Origin of the sequence: Streptomyces sp. Tue6028, from assembly GCF_002300165.1 — a bacterium.
GTDB lineage: Bacteria > Actinomycetota > Actinomycetes > Streptomycetales > Streptomycetaceae > Streptomyces > Streptomyces siamensis.
On the sequence record NZ_MLCE01000010.1, the window covers coordinates 204,877 to 223,020 of the forward strand.

The 18,144-nt window shown below is 70.8% G+C and carries 14 protein-coding genes; 6 read left to right on the forward strand and 8 right to left on the reverse strand.

Features of this window, described 5'->3' with window-relative positions:
• Positions 1–1,218, reverse strand: coding sequence for an NYN domain-containing protein (locus BKI49_RS09070; protein WP_095933769.1), 1,218 nt, complete (start codon positions 1,216–1,218; stop codon positions 1–3).
• Between the two features lie 231 nt (positions 1,219–1,449).
• Between BKI49_RS09070 and BKI49_RS09075 the strand changes: the two genes are divergently transcribed.
• Positions 1,450–1,629, forward strand: coding sequence for a hypothetical protein (locus tag BKI49_RS09075; protein WP_095933689.1), 180 nt, complete (start codon positions 1,450–1,452; stop codon positions 1,627–1,629).
• A gap of 190 nt (positions 1,630–1,819) precedes the next feature.
• On the opposite strand, the gene dnaE is transcribed toward BKI49_RS09075, so the two are convergent.
• A complete protein-coding gene (gene dnaE / locus BKI49_RS09080) occupies positions 1,820–5,359 on the reverse strand; it encodes a DNA polymerase III subunit alpha (protein ID WP_095933770.1) in 3,540 nt (1,179 codons plus the stop codon).
• Between the two features lie 263 nt (positions 5,360–5,622).
• On the opposite strand from dnaE, the gene BKI49_RS09085 reads away from it, so the two are divergent.
• From BKI49_RS09085 to BKI49_RS09100, 4 genes are all read left to right on the forward strand, one after another.
• Positions 5,623–6,951, forward strand: a complete 1,329-nt coding sequence (locus tag BKI49_RS09085; protein ID WP_028803173.1) for a DUF2252 domain-containing protein — start codon at positions 5,623–5,625, stop codon at positions 6,949–6,951.
• 88 nt (positions 6,952–7,039) lie between these two features.
• Positions 7,040–7,726, forward strand: a complete 687-nt coding sequence (locus BKI49_RS09090) for a hypothetical protein (RefSeq protein WP_095933690.1) — start codon at positions 7,040–7,042, stop codon at positions 7,724–7,726.
• Between the two features lie 93 nt (positions 7,727–7,819).
• Positions 7,820–8,668, forward strand: a complete 849-nt coding sequence (locus tag BKI49_RS09095; protein WP_095933691.1) for a thioredoxin domain-containing protein — start codon at positions 7,820–7,822, stop codon at positions 8,666–8,668.
• A 148-nt stretch (positions 8,669–8,816) separates the two neighbouring features.
• Complete coding sequence (locus tag BKI49_RS09100; RefSeq protein ID WP_095933692.1) at positions 8,817–10,487, forward strand: alkaline phosphatase D family protein; 1,671 nt, start codon at positions 8,817–8,819, stop codon at positions 10,485–10,487.
• Between the two features lie 123 nt (positions 10,488–10,610).
• On the opposite strand, the gene BKI49_RS09105 is transcribed toward BKI49_RS09100, so the two are convergent.
• A complete protein-coding gene (locus BKI49_RS09105) occupies positions 10,611–11,180 on the reverse strand; it encodes a dienelactone hydrolase family protein (protein ID WP_095933693.1) in 570 nt (189 codons plus the stop codon).
• Between the two features lie 104 nt (positions 11,181–11,284).
• On the opposite strand from BKI49_RS09105, the gene BKI49_RS09110 reads away from it, so the two are divergent.
• Positions 11,285–12,409, forward strand: a complete 1,125-nt coding sequence (locus tag BKI49_RS09110) for a mechanosensitive ion channel family protein (RefSeq protein ID WP_095933694.1) — start codon at positions 11,285–11,287, stop codon at positions 12,407–12,409.
• Between the two features lie 301 nt (positions 12,410–12,710).
• On the opposite strand, the gene BKI49_RS09115 is transcribed toward BKI49_RS09110, so the two are convergent.
• The 5 genes from BKI49_RS09115 to BKI49_RS09135 form a co-directional block, all read right to left on the reverse strand.
• On the reverse strand, positions 12,711–14,297 hold the full coding sequence (locus BKI49_RS09115) for a Na+/H+ antiporter (RefSeq protein WP_095933695.1): 1,587 nt from the start codon (positions 14,295–14,297) through the stop codon (positions 12,711–12,713).
• A 78-nt stretch (positions 14,298–14,375) separates the two neighbouring features.
• Positions 14,376–14,843 carry a GNAT family N-acetyltransferase gene (locus BKI49_RS09120; RefSeq protein ID WP_095933696.1) on the reverse strand — a complete coding sequence of 156 codons (468 nt, stop codon included), beginning with the start codon at positions 14,841–14,843 and terminating at the stop codon, positions 14,376–14,378.
• Entirely contained in the window at positions 14,840–15,784 is a 945-nt protein-coding gene (locus BKI49_RS09125; protein ID WP_095933697.1) for an RluA family pseudouridine synthase, read from the reverse strand. Before BKI49_RS09125 ends, BKI49_RS09120 begins: the two co-directional genes overlap by 4 nt.
• Before the next feature lie 151 nt (positions 15,785–15,935).
• A complete protein-coding gene (gene lspA, locus BKI49_RS09130; protein ID WP_095933698.1) occupies positions 15,936–16,637 on the reverse strand; it encodes a signal peptidase II in 702 nt (233 codons plus the stop codon).
• A gap of 92 nt (positions 16,638–16,729) precedes the next feature.
• Positions 16,730–17,788: a TraR/DksA family transcriptional regulator gene (locus BKI49_RS09135; protein WP_095933699.1), complete on the reverse strand. Its 1,059-nt coding sequence runs from the start codon at positions 17,786–17,788 to the stop codon at positions 16,730–16,732.
• Positions 17,789–18,144: the final 356 nt, after the last annotated feature.

Genomic DNA, 18,144 nt, shown 5'->3' on the forward strand with positions numbered 1-18,144 from the left:
TCACTCCCCGGCGGGGGCGTGCTCCGCGGCCGTCCGCACGTCGATCTCCCGCCAGAAGCCGGCCCGGATCGCGTACCGGTCGTGCTCGTCGATCTGGTCGTCCTTGTGCGCGAGCAGGCCGAACCGGGCCGCGTAGCGCAGCAGCTCACCGTCCACGCGGTGCGGGATGCGCGGGTACATCGTGGACAGCTTCTGCAGATGATTCTGGTCGGTGAGACGCGCCATCCAGCGGCGCGCGAAGACCTGTCCGACCTCGTACGGGTCGCCGCCGACCGTGGTGATGTCCTCTTCGCGGTCGGCCCATCGCTGCTCGGCGGTGGTGAGCTGGGCGAGCGTGGGCAGCGCGGCTGCCTCCGCCGGCTCCGCGGGGGCCCCGGGCCGGTCGATCCACCCCTTGTCCGAGGACCAGCGCAGCGTCGCGCTCGCCGGGTGCTGGGCGGGCTGGGTGCCGGGCCCGCGCAGCGCGGCGAGGTCCTTCGGCGTGGGGACGCCCTTGGGGGTGGGGACGCGCTCCTCGGTGCCGTTGCGCGGCTCGGCCGCCGTCTGGTGCTCGGTCTCCGGGGCGGGCCGTTCGGCGGCCGCCGCGAGTGCCGCGTCGGGCAGCGGGGCGGACAGGATCGCGGCGATCTCGGGGCGCGGCGCGGGCGGCGGCGCGCAGATCCCGCCGAGTTCCTTGGCCCGTACGGCCTTGGTGATCCAGGCCCGGTCGAGGACGCGGCGCTCGTCGGCCTCGGCCACCAGGTCCTCGGACTGGTTGTAGTCGCCGTCGGCGGCCTGCACGGCCCACAGGTGCACGGCGACTCCGTGCTCCTTGGCGGCCATCATGCCCGGCAGCAGATCGCCGTCGCCGGTCACCAGGACCACGTCGGAGCAGGCGCGGTTGCGCGCCAGCTCGGTCAGCTCGGCGTGCATGGCCGCGTCGACGCCCTTCTGCGCCCACCGCCCGTCGCTGCGGGTCAGTGCGCCCAGCCGGACGGTCACCCGCGGCATCACGCGCAGCCTGCGGTGTTCCGGCTGCGGTACGCGGTCGGGGGCGCCGTCGAACCAGTAGATGCGCAGCAGGGGCCGCTCCGTGTCGGACTCGGCGCGCTCGCGCAGGCCCTGGATGAGGGCGGCGTGGTCGACGGTGATCCGGGATCGCGACGGCTCCCCGGCCAGGAGACTGGCAGCAGCCCCGAGCAGATAACCGGCGTCCACCAGGACGATGCAGCGGTCCACGCGGTCCACCCTCTTTCCGGTCTCCGGGAGGTTTGCTTCGGGCTTCCTTCGAGTCTGCCCGACCGCGCGGAGGTTAACGGCCGGAACTCGATCTTCGGCGTGGCGTATCGGAGGATCACCCCTCGACAGGGCTTATTACGCACGGTAATTCTCTGAAATGCGCCTCTTGTCAGCCTATGTGAATCTGGTCGCGGCCCTGGCCCCTAGATCCCCCACAGGAGGCAGATCACCATGGCCAAGAACAAGAACCGCAAGCAGGGCGGCCAGCAGAACCGCGCCTCGCAGGCCGAGCAGGCCCACGAGCAGGCGCAGCGTTCCTCGGCGGAAGCTCAGCAGTCGTCGATGTCGCACGCCCAGGGCAGCCCCGCGGATGTTGCGCGTAAGCAGCAGAAGCGCTTCGGCCACAACTGAGGCCGCGCGTTCGGGCCGTTGAAGCCCGGCACACACTGAGGGGCGCATCCCGCTGGGATGCGCCCCCTTTGTCGCTCTGCTCGGTGTGTCCCGTCGCCCGGCCCGGTGCCCCTCCGGGGCGCGACAGCCCGTGCCGGCCGGATCACCCGCCCCTGCCCGCCGGATCACCCGCCCCGTGCGGGCCGGGTGATCAGCCCGCCAGGCAGGACGGGCCGAGCAGCACCTTGAGGTCGCCGAAGAGCGCCGGGTCCGGCTTCACACGGTGCCGGTCGAGCCGCAGCACCGTCGTCCTGCGCGGGCCCTGGAGCCTGATGCGCACCTCGCTCTCGCCCTTGTGGTGGCTGAGGATCTCACCGAGGCGGCTGACCATGGGCGGGGTGACCTTGACCGCGGGGATGGTGAGGATCACGGGGGCGTTGGTGCCGGCGTTCGACAGGTCGGGGACCTGGAGCTCCATCGCCACCAGGCGCGGCACGTCCTCCCGCTTGTCGAGGCGGCCCTTGACGAAGACGACCGCGTCCTCGACGAGTTGGGTCGACACCAGCTGGTAGGTGGCCGGGAAGAACATGCACTCCATGGAGCCCGCGAGGTCCTCGACCGTCGCGATCGCCCAGGCGTTGCCCTGCTTGGTCATCTTGCGCTGGAGGCCCGAGATGATGCCGCCGATCGTCACCACGGCGCCGTCCGCGTGCTCGCCGCCGGTGAGCTGGGAGATGCCCGCGTCCGCCTTGTCGGACAGGACGTGCTCCAGGCCGAAGAGCGGGTGGTCGGAGACGTACAGGCCGAGCATCTCCCGCTCCTGGGCGAGCAGATAGGCCTTGTCCCACTCGTCGGTCGTGAACTCGACGTCGAGGCCGAAGCCCGGCTCGTCCGCGCTGTCGTCGCCCATCCCGCCGAACAGGTCGAACTGGCCCTCGGCCTCCTTGCGCTTGACCGCGACCACGTTGTCGATCATCGGCTCGAACTGCGCGGTGAGGCCCTTGCGGGTGTGCCCCATGGTGTCGAACGCGCCCGCCTTGATGAGCGACTCCGTGGTGCGCTTGTTGCAGACGACCGCCTCGACCTTGTCGAGGTAGTCGGGGAACGAGGAGTACTTCCCCTTCGCCTTGCGTCCGCGGATGATCGCCTCCACCACGTTCGTACCGACGTTGCGGACGGCGGAGAGGCCGAAGAGGATCACGTCGTCGCCCTGGGCGGCGAAGTTCGACTGGGACTCGTTGACGTTCGGCGGGAGGACCTTGATGCCCATGCGCCGGCACTCGTTCAGGTAGACGGCCGACTTGTCCTTGTCGTCCTTGACCGAGGTGAGCAGGCCGGCCATGTACTCGGCCGGGTAGTTCGCCTTCAGGTAGGCGGTCCAGTACGAGACCAGGCCGTACGCGGCCGAGTGGGCCTTGTTGAAGGCGTAGCCGGCGAAGGGGACCAGCACGTCCCACAGGGCCTGGATCGCCTCGTCGCTGTAGCCGTTCTTCTGGGCGCCGGCCTGGAAGATGGTGAAGTTCTTCGCCAGCTCGTCGGGCTTCTTCTTGCCCATCACGCGGCGCAGGATGTCGGCCTCGCCGAGCGAGTACCCGGCGATGATCTGGGCGGCCTTCTGCACCTGCTCCTGGTAGACGATCAGGCCGTAGGTGACCGCCAGGACCTCTTCCAGGGGCTCTTCGAGCTCCTTGTGGATCGGGGTGATCTCCTGGAGCTTGTTCTTGCGCAGCGCGTAGTTCGTGTGCGAGTCCATGCCCATCGGGCCGGGACGGTAGAGCGCCGAGACGGCGGAGATGTCTTCGAAGTTGTCGGGCTTCATCAGGCGCAGCAGCGAGCGCATGGGGCCGCCGTCGAACTGGAAGACACCGAGGGTCTCGCCGCGCTGGAGCAGTTCGAAGGTCTTCGGATCGTCGAGCGGGAGGGCCAGCAGGTCGAGATCGACGCCCTTGTTGGACTTCACCATCTTGACGGCGTCGTCCATGATCGTCAGGTTGCGCAGGCCGAGGAAGTCCATCTTCAGCAGGCCGAGCGACTCGCACTGCGGGTAGTCCCACTGCGTGATCGTCACGCCGTCCGTGTGCCGCACCCAGACCGGGGCGTGGTCGACGATGGGCTCGCTGGACATGATGACGCCGGCGGCGTGCACGCCCATCTGCCGGACCAGGCCCTCGACACCCTTGGCGGTGTCGATGACCTTCTTCACATCCGGCTCGTTCTCGTACATCGCGCGGATCTCGCCGGCCTCGCTGTAGCGCGGGTGCGAGGAGTCGGTGATGCCGCTGAGGTCGATGCCCTTGCCGAGGACGTCGGCGGGCATCGCCTTGGTGAGGCGGTCGCCCATCGCGTACGGGTAGCCCAGCACGCGCGCGGAGTCCTTGATCGCGTTCTTGGCCTTGATCTTGCCGTAGGTGCCGATCATGGCGACCTTGTCGGCGCCGTACTTCTCCGTCACGTACCTGATCACCTCGACGCGCCGACGCTCGTCGAAGTCGATGTCGACGTCGGGCATGGAGACGCGCTCGGGGTTGAGGAACCGCTCGAAGATCAGGCCGTGCGGGATCGGGTCGAGGTCGGTGATGCCCATGGCGTACGCGACGATCGAACCGGCCGCCGAACCACGGCCCGGGCCGACCGCGATGCCCTGCTTCTTGGCCCACATGATGAAGTCGGCGACCACGAGGAAGTAGCCGGGGAACCCCATCTGGATGATGACGTCCATCTCGTACTCGACCTGCTTCTGGCGGTCCTCGGGGATGCCGCCCGGGAAGCGGCGCTCCATACCGAGGCGGACCTCCTCCTTGAACCAGGTGACCTCGGTGAACCCCTCGGGGATGTCGAACTTCGGCATGAGGTTCTTCGCCTCGAACATGCCGGTGGTGTCGATCTGCTCGGCCACCAGGAGGGTGTTGGCACAGCCCTCCTGCCAGGCGTCCGAGGAGTCGACCGCGTACATCTCGTCCGTGGACTTCAGGTAGTAGCCGGTGCCGTCGAAACGGAAGCGGTCCGGGTCGGAGAGGTTCTTGCCGGTCTGGATGCACAGCAGGGCGTCGTGCGCGGTCGCCTCGTGCGCGTACGTGTAGTGCGAGTCGTTCGTCACCAGGGGCGGGATGCCGAGCTTCTTGCCGATCTCCAGGAGGCCGTCACGGACCCGGCGCTCGATCTCGATGCCGTGGTCCATCAGCTCCAGGAAGTACCGGTCCTTGCCGAAGATGTCCTGGTACTCGGCGGCCGACTTCAGGGCCTCGTCGAACTGGCCGAGGCGCAGCCGCGTCTGCAGCTCACCGGAGGGGCAGCCGGTGGAGGCGATGAGCCCCTCGGACCACTGGGAGATCGTCTCCTTGTCCATGCGCGGCCACTTCTGGAGCCAGCCCTCGGCGTACGCGTCGGAGGAGAGGCGGAAGAGGTTGTGCAGGCCCGTCTTGTTCGCCGCCCAGATCGTCTTGTGCGTGTAACCACCCGAACCGGACACGTCGTCGCGCTTCTGGTGCGGCTGGCCCCACTGGATCTTGCGCTTGTTGCGCCGGGACTCCGGAGCGACGTACGCCTCGATGCCGATGATCGGCGTGACGCCCGCCTTCTTCGCCGTGTGGAAGAAGTCGTACGCCCCGTGGAGGTTGCCGTGGTCGCTCATGGCGATGTGCGTCATGCCCATCTCATTGCAGGCATTGAACATGTCCTTGAGCCGCGCGGCACCGTCCAGCAGCGAGTACTGGGTGTGGACGTGCAGGTGCGTGAACGGCGGCTTCGACACGGCTTCGGCCTCCAAGGAGAACAATCGTCGACAGGCTGCGGACAGTCTGGGGGGTCAGCGTCGAAGTCTATGCCGGGCCACTGACACTCCGCGGAGGATCACACGTACCTTCATGCGGGGTACCCGTAAGCCGCGGCACCGTCGCCGCCGGATTCCGGGCACTCCCGTGGTCCGCCGTCCGTTGGGATGGCTGGACCCCTTGTCCACGGGGACGGTGCGCCGGCCCCATGTCACGCATCACCTGCACCAGGAGGCACCCAGCGATGTCGGTCCCGCAGCTCAGCGACGAGCAACGCGGCGAGCAGATCCTCGCCGTCTTCGACACCGCCTTCGGCGAGCTCCTGGCCGCCGACCCGGCCGCGTTCCGCGTGAAGTTCCGCAAGATGGCGGCCTCCGCCTTCGCGTTCTACCGGGGCACGGCGTGCCTCTTCTACCACGACCTCGACGCCGACAAGCGCGGCGGCCCGTACCTGGACGACCGCACCGCGCGTGTGTGGATCCACGGCGACCTGCACGCCGAGAACTTCGGCACGTACATGGACGCCCAGGGCCGCCTGATCTTCAACGTGAACGACTTCGACGAGGCCTACGTCGGCCCGTTCACCTGGGACCTCAAGCGCTTCGCGGCCTCCGTGGCCCTCGTCGGCTACGCCAAGGCGCTCAGCGACGAGCAGATCACCGAACTGGTCACGGTGTACGCGGCGGCCTACCGCGAGCGCATCCACGCCCTCGCGACCGGCGCCAAGAGCGACGAGGTGCCGCCCTTCACGCTGGACACCGCGGAGGGGCCGCTCCTGGACGCGCTGCGTGACGCGCGCTCGCTGACCCGCTTCGGGCTGCTCGACTCCATGACCGAGATCCGCGACTTCGAGCGCCGCTTCGCGCCGGGCGGCGGTTCCATCGAGCTGGACGCGGCCACCCGCTACAAGGTGCTCGCCGCCTTCGACGGCTACCTGGAGACGCTGCCGGAGTCCTCGCTGGCCCGCCCGGACTCGTACCGCGTGAAGGACGTCGTCGGGCGCCGCGGGATCGGCATCGGCTCGGCCGGCCTCCCGTCGTACAACATCCTCCTCGAGGGCAACAGCGACGCCCTGGAGAACGATGTCGTGATCTACATCAAGCAGGCCCAGACCCCCGCCGTCTCCCGCCACATCACGGACTCCTCGATCCGCGAGTACTTCCAGCACGAGGGCCACCGCACGGTGATCTCCCAGCGGGCGCTCCAGGCGCACGCCGACCCGTGGCTGGGCTGGACCGAGCTGGACGGCGCGGGCCAGCTGGTCGCCGAGGTGTCGCCGTACGCGGTGGACCTCGACTGGGGCGACATCGACGACCCCGAGGAGATCGCGGCGGTCGTCGCGGACCTCGGCCGGGCCACGGCCACGATGCACGCGGCGGCGGACGACGAGAGCGGCCACTCGGAGCTGGTCCCGTTCTCCACGGAGCGGGCCATCGACGCCGCGATCGCGGCCGACGAGGACGGCTTCGCAGCTCTCCTGGTGGACTTCGCCCACAGCTACGGCGCACGGGCGCGTGCCGACCACCAGATCTTCGTGGACCTCTTCCGCAACGGCCGCATCCCGGGGCTGTAGGGCTCCGGCCCGCTCCCACGGCGCTCCCGTGATTCATGGGAATCCTTTAGGGGACTCTTACGGGAGCACGTGGGAGACTCTCTGCGCTATGGACTTGTCCGGGATCCCACTCAGAGCCGTGCGCGCGGTGCTGTTCACGGCTGTCGTCGTGACCCTCTCCACCGCGTCGCACGTCCTGCTGTCCCGGGCTCCGCTGCCGCTCGCCACCGTCGCCGCGATCGCCGCCGCCGTCTTCGTCATCGCGTTCGCGCTGGCCGGCCGCGAGCGCGGCTTCGGGCGGATCGCCGCCCTGCTGATCCCGCTGGAACTGGCCGCGGACACCGTGTTCACCACGGGCCAGCACGTCTGTTACGGCCGGGCCGGCGGTCCGGTCGCCGGCCCGCTGCGCTCGGTCGGCCTCGACGTGCTGTGCGGCGGCGGCAGCGTCGGCGCCCCGCTGGCCCGGGTGACCGGCGACCACGGCGACCGGGCGGCGACGCTGCTCGCGCACACCGACCCGACCGCCGCCTGGCTGCTGCTCGGCGCGCACGTCACCGTCGGACTCGTCGCCGCCGCTTGGCTGCGCCGCGGCGAGCGGGCCCTCGCCCAACTGCTGCGCGCGGTGGGCGCCTCGACCTTCCGGCCGCTGCTGATCGCGGTCGCCGCGGTGACCGTGCGGCTCGCTCCGGCGCGCCGGCTGCCGCGCACCGCGCACCGCGCGGCCTTCACCCGCACGCGTCTGTTCGTGCACTCCCTGGGACGACGGGGACCGCCCCGCTCACTCGTTCTCGTCTGAGCGACCGCTCCCGGGCCGACGCCCCGGAGCACAAGCAGTCCCCTTTACGTATCCGCGTACGACATGTGCGCGTCCCCCATGGAGATCACCACTATGAGCAAGCGGAACAGCCAGGCGGCGAAGTCGGCCGCCCGTGAGAAGCTGCGCCTCGAACGCGAGCGTCAGGCCAAGCGCGAGAAGATCAGGCGGCAGGCCGTCGTCGCCGGCTCCCTCGTCGCCGTCCTCGCGATCGCCGGCGGTGTCGGCTACGCGGTCGTGCAGAACGACAAGCCCACCTACTGGGAGACCGCCAGTGACGACAAGGTGGTGGCTCCGGCCAACACCACGGGCACGAACGGCACGACGGTCGTCCTCGGCAAGAGCACCGCGAAGAAGACCCTGAAGCTGTACGAGGACCCGCGCTGCCCGATCTGCGCGCAGTTCGAGCAGACCGTGGGCTCGACGCTGAAGTCGGACTTCGACGCCGGCAAGTTCAAGATCCAGTTCATCGGCGGCACATTCCTGGACGGCGACTCCGACAAGAGCGGCAAGATCCAGATCGGCTCCCGCGGCGAAGGCTCCAAGAACGCGATGAGCGCCCTGGGCGCCGCGCTGAACGTCAGCCCCGAAGCCTTCCTGGAGTACAAGACCGCGCTGTACTCGGCGAAGTTCCACCCCGAGGAGACGGACGACAAGTTCAAGAGCGACGACTACCTGATCAAGGTGGCGGACACGGTCGGCGCGCTCAAGAACAACACGGCGTTCCAGAAGGCCGTCAAGGACGGCACGTACGACTCCTGGGCCCTCGCGATGTCGCAGACCTTCAACACCAACAAGGACGGCGTCGACGGCACGCCGAGCCTGGTGATGGACGGCAAGAAGCTCACCGGCTCCGACGGCAAGAACGCGCCGATGACGACCGCCGAGTTCACCACGGCGATCGAGGCGGCGCTCAAGGCCTGAGTCACCGGTTCCGGTGCCGGTGGGAGACCGGGACCGGAGCCATCGGCTGCCCCTCACGGGTGCGTTGAACGACCGGCTCTCGAAGAGCGGGCGAACTTTTGCCAGTTCGCCCGCTCTTGGCTTGTACCGATCGGTAACCTGATCGCTCGTGACCAGTCGCTTCAGATCATCCGACTCCTCGGGCGCCCTCAACTCCCGCGCCCCGCGCCGCCGCACGGTCGTCAAGGCCGCGGCCGCCACCGCCGTCCTCGCCGCCCCGCTGGCGGCCGCCCTGCCCGCCCGGGCCGCCGACGAGGCACCCGCCTTCCTGCACGGCGTCGCCTCCGGCGACCCGCTGCCCGACGGCATCCTGCTGTGGACCCGCGTGACGCCCACCCCGGAGGCGATACCCGGCTCCGGGCTCGGCCCGGACACCGAGGTCAGCTGGACCGTCGCCAAGGACAAGGCGTTCGGCACGATCGTCGCCAAGGGCACCACCACCGCGACGGCCGCCTCGGACCACACCGTCAAGGCGGACATCCGCGGTCTGGAACCCGCCACGGACTACTGGTTCCGCTTCTCCGCCGGCGGCACCGACTCCCCCGCCGCCCGCACCCGCACCGCGCCCGCCGGCGACGCCTCCGTGGCCGGGCTGCGCTTCGGCGTGGTGTCCTGCGCCAACTGGGAGGCGGGCTACTTCTCCCCGTACCGCCACCTGGCCGCCCGCGGCGACCTGGACGCCTGGCTGCACCTCGGCGACTACATCTACGAGTACAAGTCGGGCGAGTACGCGGCGCGCGGCAAGGTCGTCCGGCCGCACGCCCCCGCGAACGAGATCCTCACCCTCGCCGACTACCGCACCCGGCACGGCCGTTACAAGACGGACCCGGACCTCCAGGCCCTGCACCACAAGGCGCCGGTCGTCGCGATCTGGGACGACCACGAGTTCGCCGACAACGCCTGGTCGGGCGGCGCCGTGAACCACACCGAGGGCGCCGAGGGCACCTGGTCGGCCCGTCAGGCCGCCGCAAAGCAGGCCTACTTCGAGTGGATGCCGGTGCGTCCCGCCATCGAGGGCACCACCTACCGCCGGCTGCGCTTCGGCAAGCTCGCCGACCTCTCGCTGCTGGACCTGCGCTCCTTCCGCTCGCAGCAGGCCTCCACGGCCAGCGGCTCGGTGGACGACCCGGACCGTACGCTCACCGGCCGGGCCCAGCTCGACTGGCTGAAGTCGGGGCTGAAGGCCTCGGACACCACCTGGCGTCTGGTCGGCAACTCGGTGATGATCTCGCCGTTCGCGGTGGGTTCGCTCCCCGCCGATCTGCTCAAGCCGCTCGCCAAGCTGCTCGGGCTGCCGCAGGAGGGCATCGCCCTCAACACCGACCAGTGGGACGGCTACACGGACGACCGCCGCGAACTGCTCGCGCACCTGCGTTCCCAGGCGATCCGCAACACCGTCTTCCTCACCGGCGACATCCACATGGCCTGGGCCAACGACGTGCCGGTCGACGCGGGTACGTACCCGCTGTCCGCCTCCGCCGCCACCGAGTTCGTGGTCACCTCGGTCTCCTCCGACAACCTCGACGACATCGTCAAGGTCCCGGAGGGCACCGTCTCGGCCGTGGCGTCGCCGATCATCCGCGCGGCCAACCGGCATGTCCACTGGGTCGACACCGACCGCCACGGCTTCGGCGTCCTGGACATCACGAGTGCCCGCGCACAGATGGACTACTACGTGCTCTCCGACCGCACGGACCCGAACGCGACCGCGTCCTGGGTCCGTTCATACCGCACGCGCAGCGGTACGCAGAAGGTGGAGCGGACGTACGACCCGGTGTGACGCCGTGCCGACGGCGCTGTCCGGAGAGCTCCGCGGGCCGACGGAGCTCTCCGGGCCGCTGACGCTCTCCGCGCTGACCGGGGAGCTCCCCGGGACGCCGCCGGACCGGCTCCCGCCGCCGCTCTACAGGCTGTCGAGGAAGCCGAGCGCCACCTTCCAGGTGGCCTCGGCCGCCTCGGCGTCGTAGTCCGGCAGGTCGGGGTCGGTGTACAGGTGGCCCGCGCCGGCATACCGGTAGACCTCGACGTCCGCGCCGGCTCTGCGCATCTGCAGGTACCAGGCGCTCAGCCAGTCGTCCGTCTCGAACTGGTCCGGCTCGGCGACGTGCAGCTGGACCGGCAGCTCGTCCACCGAGGCGCTCTCCGCGATGTCCGAAGTGCCGTGCAGGAGCAGCAGTCCCCGGGCCTTCTCGTCGCCCAGGGCGAGGGTCTGCGCGATCGACGCGCCGAGGGAGAAGCCCGCGTACACCAGGCCGCGCTCGGAGTAGGGCGCGGCGGTGAGCACGGCGCGCTTGAGGAGCTCGTCCTTGCCGATCTCCTCGTTGAAGGCCATTCCCTCCTCCACGGTGTCGAAGGTGCGGCCCTCGAAGAGGTCGGGCGTCCACACCTCGTGCCCCGCGGCACGCAGCCGGTCCGCCGCGGCGCGCACCGCCGGCCGCAGCCCGTAGGTGGAGTGAAAGAGCATGACGTTCATGGGCTCCATGGTGCCAGCCTGGACCGACGACGCCGCGCGGGCCCGCGTACGGACGGCTTCCGGCTCCAGGTTTGGACCGCTGCGGGCCGGTTACGGTCGGGGGCATGGAGAACGTACTGCGCCCGGTGATCGTCGTCGGCGGCTCGGTCGTGCTCACGCTGCTCGTCGGGTGGGCCGTGGACCGGCTGCTGCGACGCGCGGACGGCCGGCACCACGAGACCCCGCTGTGGGGGCTGCTCCGTCGCGGCCGTGTCCCCTTCCAACTCGTCCTGTGCACCGCCATGCTCAGAGGGTCCTACGCGGAGGCCAAGCTGCTGGAGGAGCACTCCATCGGCATCGGCCGGATCCTGACACTGACCCTCATCGGCTCCACGGCCTGGCTGGTGGTGCGCATCGCCGCCGCCGTCGTGGAGACCTCGTACACCCGCTACGCGACCGCGCACCGCGACCCCGCCCGGGTCCGCCGGGTCCGCACCCAGGTGTCGCTGATCCAGCGGGTGGTGTCCGCGATCGTCGGCGTGGTCGCGGTCGCCGCGATGCTGCTCACCTTCCCGGCGATGCGGGCGGCCGGCGCCTCGCTGCTCGCCTCGGCCGGCGTCCTCGGCATCGTCGCCGGTGTCGCCGCACAGTCCACGCTGTCGAACCTCTTCGCCGGGCTGCAGATCGCCTTCGGCGACATGGTGCGCCTCGGCGACACGGTCGTGGTGGACGGCGAGTGGGGCACCGTCGACGAGATCACCCTGACCTTTCTGACGGTACGGACCTGGGACGAGCGGCGGATCACGATGCCCGTCTCGTACTTCACCTCGAAGCCGTTCGAGAACTGGTCGCGTGGCAGCGCCCAGATGACCGGCATCGTCTTCTTCCACGTCGACCACTCGGCGCCGGTGCAGGCCATGCGCGAGAAGCTGCGCGACATCCTGCGCGAGTGCCCGGCCTGGGACGGACGCGACTACGGTCTCGCCGTCACGGACTCCACCCCCAACACCATGCAGGTGCGCGCCCTGGTCACGGCCAAGGACGCGGACGACATATGGACGGTGCGGGTCACGGTCCGTGAGCGGATGATGCGCTGGCTGACCGAGGACCACCCCTACGCGCTCCCTCGCGTCAACACGGCCGAGGCGGCACCGCCTCCGGGCAGGACGCTGCGGGGCCCGCGCCGCGACCAGGACGGCGCCGCGACCCACCCCTTCGAGCCCCCACGCACAGGCACGGGCCGCGGCTAGCCCCATGCCGAGGCCGCCACTGTCCCGCCACATCAGCTACGGCGCGCACCCCCCACGGCAGAGTCCAGCCGCTCGGCGAAGGGCCACGGCTGCTGCACACCCACCACGGGCAGAGCCCACCCGAGACCGCCGACGGCGCGCACCCCCCACAGGAGAGTCCAGCCGCTCGGCGGAGGGTGACGGGTGGTGCGCGGGCGGGAGACGAACCCGGCCGCAGGCCGGGCAGGCCCCGCAGCCGGAGCGCACCCCGCAGGCCAAGGAGAGGCACCACCCCCGAGAAGCCCCCACCCCCAGGGGACCGTCACCGCAGGCTGCGCACGTCCAGATGCCGCAGCACGCGGTCGACGACCTCGGGATCCGCCCCGGGCTCACTGCGCGCGGCCAGCACCTCGTGCCGCGCCGCACTCAGCATCTCCGCCTGGATCCGCCGCATCCGCTTCAACCGCCGTGCCCGCTGCTCGTACGCCTCGCGGCGCTCCTCGTCCCCCATGTCGGGGCTGATCCGCACCCCGATGTCGTGGGCCCGCCGCAGCAGCTGCTCGGAGACCTCCTCGGGCAGCTCCTCCACGTCCTCGATCTCCCGCAGCCGCGTCTTCGCGGCCTTCGCGGCACGGATCGCCAGCTCCTTCTCGAAGGCCTTCTCGACATCCTCGTCGGCCCGCACCCCGAGCTTCTTCACCAGCCACGGCAGGGTGAGCCCCTGCAGCACGAGCGTCGCCATGATCACCCCGAAGGCGATGAACACGATCTCGTCGCGGTCGGGAAAGGGCGACCCGTCGTCCATCTCCAGCGGGATCGCCAGCGCCAGGGCCACGGAGGCGACACCCCGCATCCCGGCCCACCACATCACGACGGTCTCCCGCCACGACGTCGGGATCTCCTCGTCGTAGTCACGCTTGGCGTGCAGCCGCTTGGTCAGCCAGGTCGCGGGCAGCAGCCAGACCAGCCGTACGAGCACGACGACGCCGACGATCGTGGCGGACCAGCCGAGCATCTCGCCCCAGCGTCCCGCCGCCGTCCTGATGGCGTTGTGCAGTTCGAGCCCGATGAGCCCGAACGCGACGCCGGTCACGAGCGTGTCCACCACGTCCCAGACCGTCGATCCGGTCAGCCGGGTCATGACGTCGTCGGCGTCGAGCGCGTACTCGGCCAGGAACAGCGCCGTGGTGAGCACCGCGAGCACCCCGGAACCGTGGAGCTCCTCGGCCAGGACGTACGAGGCGTACGGCACGAGCAGCGTCAGGCCGATCTGCAGGGTGGCGTCGCCGAGCAGGGACATCAGCTTGTTCGCGGCCCACCCCAGCGCCACTCCGACGGCGACCGCGACGACAGCGGACAGCACGAGGTCGAGCCCCGCCGCCCAGGGCGAGAAGGTGCCGCTCACCGCGGCCGCGATCGCGACGTGGTAGAGCACGATGGCCGTCACGTCGTTGAAGAGGCCCTCCCCCTCCAGGATCGACACCAGGCGGCGCGGCAGCCCGAGCTGGCCGGCCACGGCGGTCGCCGCGACCGGGTCGGGCGGCGCCACCAGCGCGCCGAGCGCCACCGCGGCGGCGAGCGGCAGCCCCGGCACGATCGCGTGGGCGACGGCGGCCACGGCCAGGGTGGTCACGAACACCAGCGCGACGGCGAGCAGGAAGATCGGGCGCTTGTTGGCGGCGAACTGTCTCCACGAGGTGCGCCGCACCGCCGCGTAGAGCAGGGGCGGCAGCAGCGCGGGCAGGATCAGGTCCGGCGGGATGTCCACGTTGGGGACGAAGTCCGGAAGGGCCAGCGCGATCCCGAGGAGGGTCATCAGCACCGGCGCGGGCAGCCCGAACCGGTCCCCCACCGGGACGCTCACCACGGCCCCGAGCAGCATGACGAACAGCAGGGCCAACTGATCCACGGTCAGCGCTCCGGCAGCTCTAGGAGATCAAGGACAGGCAGACCCCCAAGCCTGCCATGCCCTCGGGACGATCCCCCGCTACAGGACCTTGCGCATCGCCAGGTGCGGGATGCCGGCGTCCGGGAACTCCGCCCCGTACGCCACGTACCCCAGCCGTTCGTAGAACCCCAGGGCGTGGGTCTGCGCGTGCAGGTCGACCGCGGCCAGGCCACGCGCGCGTGCGGCGTCCTCGATGGCGCCCACGAGCGCGGCACCGACGCCGAGGCCACGTGCCTCGCGGGTCACGGCGAGCCGCCCCAGCGAGCCGACGGCGAGGTCGCCACCGGTCTTCGCGGCCGCGGCCTCGCCGTACAGCAGCCGACCGGTGCCGAGCGCCGTGCCGTCCGCGCGGACGGCCAGCACGTGCAGCGCCGTGGCGTCGTAGGCGTCGTACTCGATGTCCTCGGGGACGCCCTGCTCGCCGACGAAGACCTCCTTGCGCACCGCGAAGCAGGCCTCGCGGTCGGCGGGGTCCTCGGCGACCCGCACCACGTACTCGGTGCTCACGCGTAGCTCTCCTCGCGGACCTTGTCGAGCGCCTTCCGGAGGTCGTCGGGGTAGTCGCTGGCGAACTCCACCCACTGGCCGTCCCCGGGGTGCTCGAAGCCGAGCCGCACCGCGTGCAGCCACTGCCGGGTGAGGCCGAGCCGCTTGGCGAGCGTCGGGTCCGCGCCGTAGGTCAGGTCGCCGACGCACGGGTGACGGTGGGCTGCCATGTGGACGCGGATCTGGTGGGTGCGCCCCGTCTCCAGCTTGACGTCGAGGAGCGAGGCCGCGCGGAACGCCTCGACCAGGTCGTAGTGGGTGACCGAGGGCTTGCCCTCGGCCGTGACCGCCCACTTGTAGTCGTGGTTCGGGTGGCGTCCGATGGGGGCGTCGATGGTGCCGCTGGTCGGGTCCGGGTGGCCCTGGACGAGCGTGTGGTAGCGCTTGTCGACCGTGCGCTCCTTGAACTGGCGCTTCAGCGACGTGTACGCGTACTCCGACTTGGCGACCACCATCAGGCCCGAGGTGCCCACATCGAGGCGGTGCACGATGCCCTGACGCTCCGAGGCGCCGGAGGTCGAGATGCGGTACCCGGCGGCCGCGAGACCGCCGATCACGGTCGGGCCCGACCAGCCGGGGCTGGGGTGCGCGGCCACGCCGACCGGCTTGACGATCACGACCACGTCGTCGTCGTCGTGCACGATCTCCATGCCCTCGACCGGCTCGGCGACGATCTGCACGGGCGCGGGCGCCTGCGGCATCTCGACCTCGAGCCAGGCGCCGCCGCGCACGCGCTCGGACTTGCCGACCACGGAGCCGTCCACCGCGACCTTCCCCGCGGCGGCCAGCTCGGCGGCCTTCGTACGGGAGAAGCCGAACATGCGGGAGATGGCGGCGTCGACGCGCTCGCCCTCCAGGCCGTCGGGCACGGGCAGGGTACGGATCTCGGGAAGCGTGCTCACCCGTCGAGTATGCCGGAAGGCTCGGACACCCCCTGACCACGGCCCGAACGTCAGTGCCCTTACGTGGTGTCCCCGGCGCGGGTGAAGGCCGCCGCCGAGGCCCGGCCCGCCCGTCGTCGGGGCGTCCGGGCGATCGGGAGAGCGCCGCGCGTCAGTCCTTGTGGACCGTGCCGTCCGGGTCGAGTCCGCGGAAGGACAGCAGCACGATCAGGATGCCGCCGCACACGATCGCCGAGTCGGCGAGGTTGAAGACCGCGAAGTGCTTGGGGGCGATGAAGTCCACGACCGCGCCCTCGAAGACCCCCGGCGAGCGGAAGATCCGGTCGGTCAGGTTGCCCAGCGCGCCACCGAGCAGCAGGCCCAGCGCGATCGCCCAGGGCAGGCTGTAGAGCTTGCGCGCGAGCCGGGCGATGACCACGATCACGGCCGCGGCGATCACCGTGAAGATCACCGTGAACGCCTCGCCGAAGCCGAAGGCCGCGCCCGCGTTGCGGATCGCCTCGAACTTCAGCCAGTCCCCGACGATCTCGATCGAGTCGTGGTGCTCCAGCTTCGCGACGACGATCATCTTGCTGACGAGGTCGAGGGCGTACGCGAGCACGGCGACCGTGAAGAGCACGGCGATCCGGCGCCTGCCCCTGGGCCGCCCGTCCGCGGACGGCGCCCCGTCCGCACCGGCGTCCGTGGCGTCCGGCGAGGGCAGCCCGGCATCCTCGGCGGACCGCTCGGCGGGCACCTGCTCACCGGAACCGGACCGGCCGCCCGACGCCGCCTTCTCGTCGGACTGCTCCGGCTCGGCCCCCGCCGCCCCTGGGATGTCCGGCGTACCGATGATGCGCTCCGCCTCTGCCACGTGAGTGAGTCCCTCGACCTAGGTTCCTGACTGAGGACGAGAGTACGGCACGCCCCGCGCGGCCCACGTGCTCAGGAGCACTCCCACGCGGTTCAGTACCGGCGTTCCTGCTTCTGCTTGCACTCGACGCACAGGGTGGCGCGCGGGAAGGCCTGCATACGGGCCTTGCCGATCGGATTGCCGCAGCTCTCGCAGAGCCCGTACGTCCCCGTCTCCAGGCGATCCAGGGCCCGCTCGGTCTGCTCCAGCATCTCGCGCGCGTTGGCCGCGAGCGCCATCTCGTGCTCGCGCGTGATGTTCTTCGTGCCCGTGTCCGCCTGGTCGTCCCCGGCGCCGTCGCCGGAGTCGCGCATCAGTCCCACAAGCGCCTCCTCGGACGACGAGATCTCGGTGCTCAGCCGCAGCGCCTCCGACTGGAGCTCCGCGCGGGCCTCCTCGACCTCCTCGGAGGTCCAGGGGTCCTCACCGGGGCGCACCGCGAGCTCGCCGGGCTCCACCGCGCCGACCCGCGCCTTGGGGACGGCCGTGGGCTTCTTCGCCGCCGTGGCCGTGCCAGGAGTCTTCTTCGCAACCACTGTCGTGGCTCCCGTCGTCTTCGCGGCATGGGCCGCGCCCTCGGCCGCGGAAGCGACCGCCTTCTTCGCCGTGCGTGTGCTCTTCTTCGCCGTACCGCTGCTCTTCCTGGCCGTGGCGCCCTTCGCACGGGTCTTCTTCGTGGCGCCGCCCTCCGCCGCGGCGCCGGCCCCCGTCTCCTCCGGGGTCTTCCCCGCCGCCGCGGAGGTCTCCTCCGCCGTCTTCCCGGCTCCCGGCTCCCGGGCGTCCGCCGTCTTCGCGGCCGCCTTCTTGCCGGTCACCGCCTTCTTGGCCGGCTTCTTCCCGGCCGCCGCCTTCTTGGCGTCCGCCTTCTTGCCGTCCGCCTTCTTGCCGTCCGCCTTCTTGGTGGCCACCTTCTTGCCGTCCGCCTTCCCGGGGGCGGTTCCACCGGCCGCGGGCTTCGATCCGGACTGCGCCCCGGAGACCGTCTTCACGGGCCGGGCCTCATGGGACACGGGTGCCCCCGTGGCGCTCTTCTTCCCACCCACGTCCTTGGCCGCCGGAACCGTGGATCTGCCGGACGCCGACTGCTGTACGGCGGTCTTCTTCGCCACCATGGCCGCGGCCCCTTCACACACTGTGATCTTGCTCGCGAATCGTGCTGGGACGATAAATCGACTTCCGGCCCGCGGCAACGGGGCACGCCATCGATTCGTCCGCCCCGCGGGTCCCGCGCGGCAAGCCTGCCTGCGTTGTGCCCAGCTCCCCGCCGGGTAATCCGCCGGGCCCCGCGTCCCAGGATCCGGACGGTCCCGCCTCGCCATTCGGGTCACCGCGCCGGCCGCCCGGACACCCCGTAAACCGGTCGGCCGCTGTCCCCGCGGCGCCGTACACTGGGCGGAGCGAGAAGCGTGGATGGGGACGAGTAGCGGCGTACGCGGCCAGGAGCGACCCGGGGACGGTGGAAGCCCGG